General features: G+C 37.9%; 13 protein-coding genes and 2 pseudogenes. All 15 read right to left on the reverse strand.

Going from position 1 to position 8,845, the window contains the following annotated elements; all coding sequences use genetic code 11:
* Positions 1 to 269 precede the first annotated feature (269 nt).
* Positions 270 to 857, reverse strand: a complete 588-nt coding sequence (locus tag SMIDD26_RS09605; RefSeq protein ID WP_061439959.1) for a recombinase family protein — start codon at positions 855 to 857, stop codon at positions 270 to 272.
* 606 nt (positions 858 to 1,463) lie between these two features.
* Positions 1,464 to 1,589, reverse strand: a complete 126-nt coding sequence (locus tag SMIDD26_RS13510) for a PncF family bacteriocin immunity protein (protein ID WP_007284823.1) — start codon at positions 1,587 to 1,589, stop codon at positions 1,464 to 1,466.
* A 2-nt stretch (positions 1,590 to 1,591) separates the two neighbouring features.
* Entirely contained in the window at positions 1,592 to 1,822 is a 231-nt protein-coding gene (blpU, locus tag SMIDD26_RS09610) for a bacteriocin-like peptide BlpU (RefSeq protein WP_049512844.1), read from the reverse strand.
* A 198-nt stretch (positions 1,823 to 2,020) separates the two neighbouring features.
* Positions 2,021 to 2,221 carry an SPPN_00645 family bacteriocin-like peptide gene (locus SMIDD26_RS09615; protein WP_061439960.1) on the reverse strand — a complete coding sequence of 67 codons (201 nt, stop codon included), beginning with the start codon at positions 2,219 to 2,221 and terminating at the stop codon, positions 2,021 to 2,023.
* 32 nt (positions 2,222 to 2,253) lie between these two features.
* Positions 2,254 to 2,442: a hypothetical protein gene (locus tag SMIDD26_RS09620; RefSeq protein WP_050235404.1), complete on the reverse strand. Its 189-nt coding sequence runs from the start codon at positions 2,440 to 2,442 to the stop codon at positions 2,254 to 2,256.
* Between the two features lie 19 nt (positions 2,443 to 2,461).
* Positions 2,462 to 2,644, reverse strand: a complete 183-nt coding sequence (locus tag SMIDD26_RS09625; protein WP_061439961.1) for a class IIb bacteriocin, lactobin A/cerein 7B family — start codon at positions 2,642 to 2,644, stop codon at positions 2,462 to 2,464.
* A 110-nt stretch (positions 2,645 to 2,754) separates the two neighbouring features.
* Positions 2,755 to 2,895, reverse strand: coding sequence for a hypothetical protein (locus tag SMIDD26_RS11955; RefSeq protein ID WP_167747512.1), 141 nt, complete (start codon positions 2,893 to 2,895; stop codon positions 2,755 to 2,757).
* Positions 2,896 to 2,906: 11 nt separating this feature from the next.
* Complete coding sequence (locus SMIDD26_RS09630) at positions 2,907 to 3,035, reverse strand: smi_0059.1 family bacteriocin-like peptide (RefSeq protein WP_000658221.1); 129 nt, start codon at positions 3,033 to 3,035, stop codon at positions 2,907 to 2,909.
* 490 nt (positions 3,036 to 3,525) lie between these two features.
* Positions 3,526 to 3,708, reverse strand: a pseudogene (locus tag SMIDD26_RS11960) (LytTR family transcriptional regulator DNA-binding domain-containing protein); the annotation flags it as partial.
* Positions 3,709 to 3,865: 157 nt separating this feature from the next.
* Positions 3,866 to 5,037, reverse strand: a pseudogene (locus SMIDD26_RS13515) (N-acetylmuramoyl-L-alanine amidase family protein).
* Between the two features lie 112 nt (positions 5,038 to 5,149).
* Positions 5,150 to 6,004 carry a C40 family peptidase gene (locus tag SMIDD26_RS09640; protein ID WP_061439962.1) on the reverse strand — a complete coding sequence of 285 codons (855 nt, stop codon included), beginning with the start codon at positions 6,002 to 6,004 and terminating at the stop codon, positions 5,150 to 5,152.
* Between the two features lie 169 nt (positions 6,005 to 6,173).
* A complete protein-coding gene (locus SMIDD26_RS09645) occupies positions 6,174 to 6,407 on the reverse strand; it encodes an acyl carrier protein (RefSeq protein WP_000136445.1) in 234 nt (77 codons plus the stop codon).
* A gap of 5 nt (positions 6,408 to 6,412) precedes the next feature.
* Entirely contained in the window at positions 6,413 to 7,405 is a 993-nt protein-coding gene (gene plsX, locus SMIDD26_RS09650) for a phosphate acyltransferase PlsX (RefSeq protein WP_061439963.1), read from the reverse strand.
* The gene (gene recO / locus SMIDD26_RS09655; protein WP_061439964.1) at positions 7,402 to 8,172 is read right to left on the reverse strand and encodes a DNA repair protein RecO; all 771 of its coding nucleotides are present in this window, start codon (positions 8,170 to 8,172) and stop codon (positions 7,402 to 7,404) included. The genes plsX and recO overlap by 4 nt, the downstream gene beginning before the upstream one ends.
* Positions 8,169 to 8,845, reverse strand: a 677-nt coding sequence (locus SMIDD26_RS09660; protein ID WP_134990288.1) for an aminotransferase class I/II-fold pyridoxal phosphate-dependent enzyme, incomplete at its 5' end; no start/stop codon positions are given. The genes SMIDD26_RS09660 and recO, both read right to left, overlap by 4 nt.

The raw sequence follows: 8,845 nt of genomic DNA on the forward strand, positions 1-8,845 counted from the left end.
CAATTCCTACCCCAAGAAGTGATAGAGCTGAAATCGTTGCAAGTGTGAACTTTTTAGCTTTGGTGTCCATTTCGTCGTCCCCCTATTTTTATTTATTGTAAAATAATCAGTTTGTCCTAAAATCTAGGATTTTTTGGACAGAAAATACAGTCTATTTTAGAAGCGTTTTCGTTAGAAAAAAGGTTCTAAAATCCAGCATTTTGACCAATTATTATTACACTTCCATTTTATCAAGTTTGTCCAAAAAAGTCTAGGTTTTTTGACAAGAACTATGAATTTTTTATCCAATTGTGAAAGGTGCTTTTTGATACTCCTAAGATGTCTGCACCTTCTCGTAAGGTTATTTCTTTTTTCTTATATTGAGCTATCACATCAGGGAGATTATTCGGGACAATCAATTTTGGTCTACCGAATTTCTTCCCTTTTTTCTGTGCTTCCCGTATTCCTTCCATTTGTCTTTGTTTGATTTGTTCTCTTTCAAACTGTGCCACATAAGATAGGACTTGTAAAACGATATCGGAGATTAGTTTTCCTGTGATATTATCATTGCTATTCTTTGTATTTAATAAGGGGAAATCTAAAACAGTTATATTTACTTTCTTTTTCTTAGTAATTGCTTGCCATTGTTCTAAAATTTCATCATAGTTTCTTCCCAACCTATCAATTGATTTAATAACCAATTCATCATTTTCTTTCAAGGTAGTTAATAATTTTTGATATTCCATTCTGTCAAAATCTTTTCCTGAAACGTAATCAATAAAAATATTCTCTTTTGATAATTTGTTTTCTACTAAGGCTGAAAATTGCCTATCAATATTTTGTTCTTTTGTAGATACTCGAACATAACCGTAACGCATAAAAACTCTCCTTTTTACACTTATTGTAAAATATAAAAGAGGGCAAAATGCCCTCAAGGAGTAGTGTATTCAATTTCTATCAATTATACATTAGTTCAAGCTGGTTCATCAAGACTTAAAAGTATGTAAAAAATCACAAACTAAGACCTTCTTCATTCCTTTTCTTCAACTTTCCTAATTTCTATACCTATTTTTTATCAAAAATACATGTAAAACTCCAAATGATGCAAATAGACACTTCAACTGCACTTTTTAGCAAAAAATAGGCAGAACAAACGTCCTACCTACTAAAAATATGCTATTGAAAGGAAAATGATTTTTTACTGATACCCTAGGCAAGCTTGGAACAAATAAATCATTGATAGTAACATTTACGACATCCTATTTAAAGTTACTTCAATTTTTAATGTCCCTGCTATTTCTAAGCCACCTCTGGTATGATCTATTCCTAGTCAGAATAGATAACACCGTTCTAAATTACGATTCATAGTTACTCCTTTTTTTGATTCGCTACTGCAAGATTCCTATTTACCTGATAAGAGGAGAGATGGTCCTCTTTACATGTGCAAGATAATTTTGAATCAGATTCATCATTTATCGTTTTGATTATTTTTTGACAAATTTTTCTGTTTTCTTCTCCGAAGACTTTAAAAATTTTTTTCTAATTAAATCATCCATATAGGGACCAAATATACCAACTACTAAACCAATAATAAAACTTTTAAAATCCATAATTACCACCAACATGTCGCTGCATATGCCACACCTCCAAGTATAGCTCCTCCCGCAGCACCAGTTGCTGCACCTTGCCATGTTCCTGTTTTAATTCCTAGCTGAAGACCTCGTGCTGCTCCTCCTCCAACACCTGCTTTGGCAAAATCTCCCCAATTGCATCCGCCACCTTCAAGGCAAGCAAGCATCTCAGTATCCATAATTTCAAATTGTGACATCGTTTTTGTATTCATAACGAATGCCTCCTTTTTTATTTTTAATGCTTGTCTTGTTGCAAACTTGACAAGTTTGGTATAGCAGTGTTTATTAAATTGTTTCATCTAAATCTTGAATTACTGAAATAATCTTCCCCTGTTTTCTTTTTCTCTTATTTCTCTACTCGAAAATGAATTCAAAAATATAATATATGATGTCAATTTTAATAAACTATATTAATAAAATGCATTGTAAACATTTCGCCCAAATGATCTACCAGCATTATAGATACCACCGAAAAATCTTCCCGTACTATCAATCACTTTATGGACATCGATGTTAATATTACCTCTCCATGACACTCGACCGCCCTCTACTGTTGCCAAATCTTTTTCTGTAAGACTTGCAAATTTTTCTTCAATTTTTATCATATTCATTATGTCTGTTCCTCTTTATCTATAATTTTTTATTAAAACAAATAATTGTAAATTGTTTCGCCAAACTTCTGCCCCGCCCAATAAACCGGTCCTAAAAGTAATGTCCCTAAAGCATAAATCCCAACTACTCCAACTATGAAAATGAATACTTTTACAGGAATTGACTGCAAACTGTAAAAATTCTCTACCCTAGTAATCCAACTTTCTATTATGCGTTCCATTAGCGCTCATCCTTCCCTGTTAACGTCCACGACGCTTAGCATGTGCTCCTGAAGCACCATCTACCGCACCCAATAAAAATGTTCCTGCAATTGCGACTCCTCCAACTACTACCAGACCAAATAGCAAGCCTCCTTCTACATCGGCCAATTCCTCATGACTCATTACATGAAAACTATTTTCCATATTTTTAATTTGTTCCATCTTATTCTCCTTTTTTGATTCTTAACGATTGAAAAAGGTAGTTTTTTGTCTTTCCTTTTTCATATATTCTATTCGTTGTTATAGATAACCTTTACTCTCTAAATATTATCTTAGAATCCAAATAATGCACGACGTAAAATGAACCCCACCATTAAACCATGTTGATAACTTTCCTTGCTACCACCCACCAGCAAGGCTAAGTCGCTCTCCTTTAATACTTCAATAGTATACTTATCATTCATTTCATTCATCTCTTATCCTCCTAAAAACCAAAACCTCTACGAAATCCAATGTACCAATCTACAAGGGTCTTCGTCCAATTTTCTCCACCTTGAATATCGGTCAATTCTTCCGAAGTTAGCTCAACAAATCCGTAATAATGTTCTTTCATTATTTTATTCCTTTCTGTTTCCTCTTACTTATCTATTCGAAAAAAATTTCGAAAATGTACAACCAATTAAATTTTATTTAAAAAATAATTTAATGAACCACGGATACAAGATTGGTAGATACATGAACTAGGCTCCCTTCTTTTTCCTCTTACTTATCTATTCGAGAAAGAATCCAAAAATGTACAACTAATTAAATTTATTTGAAAAATAATTTAGTAAACCATGAATAGAAAATTGGTAGATACATGAAGCAAACTCCTTTCCTTTTCCTCTTACTTATCTATTCGAAAAAAATTTCGAAAACGTACAACTAATTAAATTTATTTGAAAAATAATTTAGTAAACCACGGATAAAAAATTGGTAGATACATGAACTAGGCTCCTTCCTTTTCCTCTTACTTATCTATTCGAAAAAGAAGTCAAAAAAATAAGAATATCAGAAAATTTTCCGACATTCTTATTGATAACTTCATACAAGTCTGACAGATATCAGACATTGAGATGTTTTTTAAGGGTTCTTCTGGCTGTTCGTGATACGGGGAAGTGCAAGCCTTCTAACAGAGTCACTTCTGTCGCAGTCATCTCTTCAATGGCCTGTAAACTGACCAACGTATTGCGATTGGCATAGACAAAGTAATCTTTTTCAGCCTTGGCAGCGATATCCTTGAGACTGCCATGACAGACTCCTTTTCATTATTTTATAGATAACTCTATCCCCTGCTCCATCTACAAAAGGCTTTAGTTTCCTTTTAAAATACAAGAAATTTAAAGCCTCCTGAAAATGGTATATTGGTTAGAGCGTTAACGATTAGTTGTGAAGATGTTATTTTTATTTAACCACAACCACTTTATAATATTCGTTTGAGTGTGGAGATTCAATTTTAATTTTTTCACCATATAAACCATCGATTTCTTTATCCAGATAATCTGAAACTCCTGATGGCAAGCGTTTCATCTTAAGAATTTCACCAGATTGATCCGCATAGGCTAGGAAGTGATAGTGGGTTGTAGCCATACCATCATCAATTAATACAAAGTAACCTGTTTTGAGCTTACCTTGCTCATTTTCTAAATAGTATAGTTTATTGTTATTGATTGTAAAGTGGGTAGCTCCAAGACGAAGTCGTGCACCTGGATTTTCTAAATAGACATCATTGCCAACTTTTTTAATCTCTGAATAGGTTGTCATTGCTGGGATATTAACCACACGATGTCCATTTTCATCAAAGTAGTAGCGATTTGGTAAGTTTTGGAAGTTCTGTACAACTGCCTTAGGATCAATTTCTTGTCCTTCTTCTTTATTATCCACTAAAGCTAAGGTAGTATTTGCAACCTCATCTCCATATTTGTTAGAGAACTTCTTGAACTCTGGTCTGATATACCAAGTGTTTTTTTCAATAATAACATCGTCACCTTTAGCATTTAGCAAATATTCTTGCCCATCTCCAAGTTTGACAATATCATGAATATTGTATCCAGCATCTTTTCTATTTGCTAGATAGCCATCCTTACCAATGACATAAACTTTTCCCCATCACTGGCTGGGACAGCTCTATCTGCGACCATAGCACCTGATTTTTCAAAGTAAGACCATTTACCATTTGCAGTCGCCCATCCTGTTGCCATGGCGCCACTGTCTTTGAGGTAATACCATGTAGACCCTTCTTTGTACCAACCTGTACGCATGGCGCCACTATCTGCTAGTGAGTACCATGTGCTACCTTCCTTGTACCAGCCAGTACGCATAGCGCCACTATCTGCTAGGGAATACCACGTATCACCGTCTTTGAGCCAGCCTGTCTGCATTTTACCAGTGCTGTCGAAGTGATACCAAGAACCTGCGTTTTGTACCCATTTATTTTTAGCGAGACTACCATCTTGAGAAAGATTCCAGTCAGCACCATTTTTAACCCAAGTATCTGCAGCCTGTGCTTGGTTGATAGATAAAAGTAGACCAGCACCTGCAAGCAAACCAAGTGTGAGTAGTTTAGATTTTTTCATAGCCATTTCCTCCTTTATTAAACAGCTATAGGAGGGCTTCCCCTCTTTATTTAGCTATATTCTAATACTTTTCATAGTTAAAGTCAATAACATTGTGAAAAATTAGACAATATCACCAATATCTACGAATTGTATTTTGATCCATTCCATATTGATTCATATAAGAAACATATTGACCTGGACGTGGAGCATGAACTACATTTCCACCACCAACATAAATACCCACATGTTGATTTGAACCTTGGTCGCCATTGTACAATATTAAATCTCCAGGAAGTTGTGAGCCACTATATATAAATTTCCCTCCTTCAGCTTGTTCTCCAGTTGTTCTACCAATATAAATATCGAACTTAGCATGAATAGCCATCGTAAATCCTGAGCAATCTACGCCACTATTCAAATCTGTCCCACCCCAATCATATGGGACTTTCCCTACAAATGTCTTTGCGTATTCACCAAGTGCCTGTCCACGATTTTCTACCCATACACCACTGTCTCTAAAGAAGTATGGTGTACCATTCACACGTTGATAACCAGTGACCATAGCACCACTAGCAGATAAGTAGTAATAATTACCATCAGGTTGAATCCAAGTATTTTCTTTCATCCATCCTTGGTCATCAAAATAGTACCACTTGTCATCTAATTGTTCCCAATTTTTAGCATAACCACCTGAACCGTATTTAAACCACCATTTACCATTGGTTTGCATCCATGTTCCTTTCGGATCGCGATATTGATTGAAAGCTTTCTTCTCTTGATTGCCCTCTGCTTGAGTTTCTTTATCTTCAAAACCAATCAATTTTACTTGATCAGCTTCTTCAGCTTTTATCTTGCCTTGATTAACTAATTGAGCAATCGCTTCTTTCTCACTTGCTGATGGGGAATCAGCATAGGCTACCGTAGTATTTGCTAGGAGAACGCCTCCTGCAAGAACTAACAAACTAGAATAAAGATATTTTTTCATCGTGAAAATCCTTTCTTTTTCTCCTTTTTGGAGATTGATTTTTCTAATTTTATTATATTCCTTATTTCTCCTCAGATTTCTACTGTCCCTAGAAAGACTAAATCTGTTCCTAAACGGTCACTTGAACCAAATAAAAAATTCCAAAGCAAGTGCCTTGGAACTCCGATTTCTATTTTGCTTGAATGATTTTAACCACATCTCCTACGCTCTGCAGTTGGTCAATTTCTTCGTCGCTGATTTCGATATTAAATTCATCTTCCAGTGTCAAGATAAACTCCATCAAGTCAACTGAGTCAGCATCCAAATCGTCTTTCAGACTCAAGGATTCTGTCACGACAAAGTCCTCTCCCTGTCGCTCTTGGATAATGGTCACAATACGGTCAAAAATTTCTTTTTCTGTCATCTCTTTTATTCTCCTGAAAATTCACGCGCAGTCTGGGCAACTACGTCTGTTTCTAGCATGGTACGAATCTGGCGGATTGTACTATAAACAGCCTTGGCATCGCTTGAGCCATGAGTCTTAACAACAGGTGCCTTGACACCAAACAAGACTGCTCCACCAACATCTGAGTAGTTGAGCTGTTTTTTCAAACCTCTGAGGCTGTCCTTGAGAAGGAGGGCACCTAGTTTCGCTCGAAGACCACCACCTGTAATAGCTGTCTTGAGCAAGCCCATGATTCCCATGGCTGTCCCTTCAATGGATTTGAGCACAGCGTTTCCCGTGAAACCATCTGCCACGACAACATCCGCAACGCCATTCATCAAATCACGCGCTTCCACGTTTCCGATAAAGTTCAAACTTTCATCAGCTGCTAGTAATTCATAAGTCTCCTTGCGAAGCGGGTCGCCCTTACTACTCTCTGTTCCGTTATTGAGCAAGCCAACGCGTGGTTGCGTAATGCCACGAACATTTTTAGCATAGAAAGACCCTAGAACCGCGTATTGATGGAGGTGCTGGGCTGTATTTTCCGCATTAGCACCGAGGTCAAGCATGTCAAAACCTCTCCCATCTACAGTCGGTAAGGTAGACATGAGTCCAGGTCGATCGATATTCTTGATACGACCCACGATGAAGAATCCAGCCGCCAACAAAGCACCTGTATTCCCAGCTGAGAGAACAGCGTCTGCTTCACCCTCTTTGACAGCCTTGGCTGCCAATACCATACTGGCGTTTTTCTTCTTCCGAATAGCTCTCGTAGGTTCATCGTCTGAATCAATCTTCTCATCCGTATGGATAATGCTGACGCGCTCTGTTGCTGTTAGATATTGCTTGATTTTAGCTTCATCTCCGTAGAGTTGAACCTCGATATCTGAAAAGTCAGCTAGGGCTTGATTGACACCCTCAACGATGGCCTGAGGTGCGTAATCGCCTCCCATGGCATCTACTGCGATTTTTTTCATTTCTTTTCCTCTTTTAGTAATTGACCCCAGTCTGCTAGGGAATCAATAAATTTCTTTGATTTTAGGTGAATCCCAACGTACTCTTCGTAGAGTTGATCCATAATTTGGCGTAAGTCTTGCTTGATATCGGGCTTGAGCGAAATGGTCTCCAAGGTCTCAAAATCAATAGCTTGAAATTGATTTAGCAAATAAGGGATATTGGGATTGAGATGGCAACGTCTCTCATCCTCATGATAATGCTCTGGGCAGAGGCAGGCTCCATATTTGAAAGAAAAGTCAAAAGCCTGACCGACCCGATGACAAAAGACACACTCATTAAAATTGAGGCTGATTCCAAATCGAGTCAAGATTTGAATTTCAAAAATATTGGTCAAAACCTGATAATCCAAGCCAGCTTCCATCAATTCCAAAGTCTTTTTCAAAAAAGCAAACAAGGGAGCATCCTGCTGATTGTCCTGCAAACTAGCATCTGCAAGAGCTGCCACGTAGGTCGCATAAGCCATGACAAAGAGATCACTATTAATCTCGGGAAAGGTCATCACCTCATGATAGTCCTCGATGTAGCTAAGTCCGTCATCATTGATTCGCAAGAGAAATCGTGCCAGCACCAAGGGCTGAATAACTGGAGCCAGTTTGGACTGGCCAGCGTGTTTGACGAAAAACATGCGCTTGCCAACCTGCTCTGTAAAAATCTTGACGAGCTTGTCATCCTCCCGAAAATTGCGATTGTAGAGCACCAAGCCTTGACTCGTGATAGACTGAATCATGCTTCTCTCATATACTCCTCAAGACGTTTCATGGCTTCTTTGATCGTCTCCATGCTGGCTGCATAAGACAGGCGAACATAACCTTCTCCAAAACGCCCAAAGGCAGCACCAGGGATAAAGGCAACAGCCTTCTTCTGAGCAAAATCCTTCAGAAAAGCAAAGGAATCTTGATTGTAATCCGCTGGAATCTTAGCAAAGATATAGAAGGCCCCGTCTGGTTTAATAATCTCAAAGTCAAGAGCAGTCATTTTCTCGATAATATAGTCCCGACGCTGGATGTATTCCTTCTTCATAGGCTCCGCATCGTTTTTACCAGCCGTCAAGGCTTCTACCGCAGCATGTTGCGCCATGGTATTTGCGGCAGTCACCAAGTACTGGTGACTCTTGATCAACTGGGCTGTAAAGACCGCAGGAGCGAAAATCAGACCCAAACGCCAACCTGTCATGGCATGTGATTTAGATAGACCATTGATAATAATAGCCTGATCTCTCAACATAGTTCCTAGAGACACATGGGTTTCCCCTGTGTAGGTCAATTCTGAGTAGACCTCATCACAGACAACAAAAATTTCGTACTTGCGTAAAACAGCTGCCAAGTCTTCCAACTGCTCCCGACTATAGGTAATTCCTGTCGGATTAGCTGGATAGTTGAGAATAACCGCTTTGAGCTTGT

Source organism: Streptococcus mitis (assembly GCF_001579035.1).
GTDB lineage: Bacteria > Bacillota > Bacilli > Lactobacillales > Streptococcaceae > Streptococcus > Streptococcus mitis_J.

Excerpts from the sequence above, each read along its gene's own strand:
- blpU (WP_049512844.1), bottom strand. The coding sequence starts at position 1,822 with ATGAATACAAAAACGATGTCACAATTTGAAATTATGGATACTGAGATG.
- SMIDD26_RS11955 (WP_167747512.1), bottom strand. The coding sequence starts at position 2,895 with ATGAATGAAATGAATGATAAGTATACTATTGAAGTATTAAAGGAGAGC.
- SMIDD26_RS09645 (WP_000136445.1), bottom strand. The coding sequence starts at position 6,407 with ATGACAGAAAAAGAAATTTTTGACCGTATTGTGACCATTATCCAAGAG.
- recO (WP_061439964.1), bottom strand. The coding sequence starts at position 8,172 with ATGATTCAGTCTATCACGAGTCAAGGCTTGGTGCTCTACAATCGCAAT.
- SMIDD26_RS09640 (WP_061439962.1), bottom strand. The coding sequence starts at position 6,004 with ATGAAAAAATATCTTTATTCTAGTTTGTTAGTTCTTGCAGGAGGCGTT.
- plsX (WP_061439963.1), bottom strand. The coding sequence starts at position 7,405 with ATGAAAAAAATCGCAGTAGATGCCATGGGAGGCGATTACGCACCTCAG.
- SMIDD26_RS09605 (WP_061439959.1), bottom strand. The coding sequence starts at position 857 with ATGCGTTACGGTTATGTTCGAGTATCTACAAAAGAACAAAATATTGAT.
- SMIDD26_RS09630 (WP_000658221.1), bottom strand. The coding sequence starts at position 3,035 with ATGAAAGAACATTATTACGGATTTGTTGAGCTAACTTCGGAAGAATTG.
- SMIDD26_RS09615 (WP_061439960.1), bottom strand. The coding sequence starts at position 2,221 with ATGAATATGATAAAAATTGAAGAAAAATTTGCAAGTCTTACAGAAAAA.
- SMIDD26_RS09625 (WP_061439961.1), bottom strand. The coding sequence starts at position 2,644 with ATGGAACAAATTAAAAATATGGAAAATAGTTTTCATGTAATGAGTCAT.
- SMIDD26_RS13510 (WP_007284823.1), bottom strand. The coding sequence starts at position 1,589 with ATGGATTTTAAAAGTTTTATTATTGGTTTAGTAGTTGGTATATTTGGT.
- SMIDD26_RS09620 (WP_050235404.1), bottom strand. The coding sequence starts at position 2,442 with ATGGAACGCATAATAGAAAGTTGGATTACTAGGGTAGAGAATTTTTAC.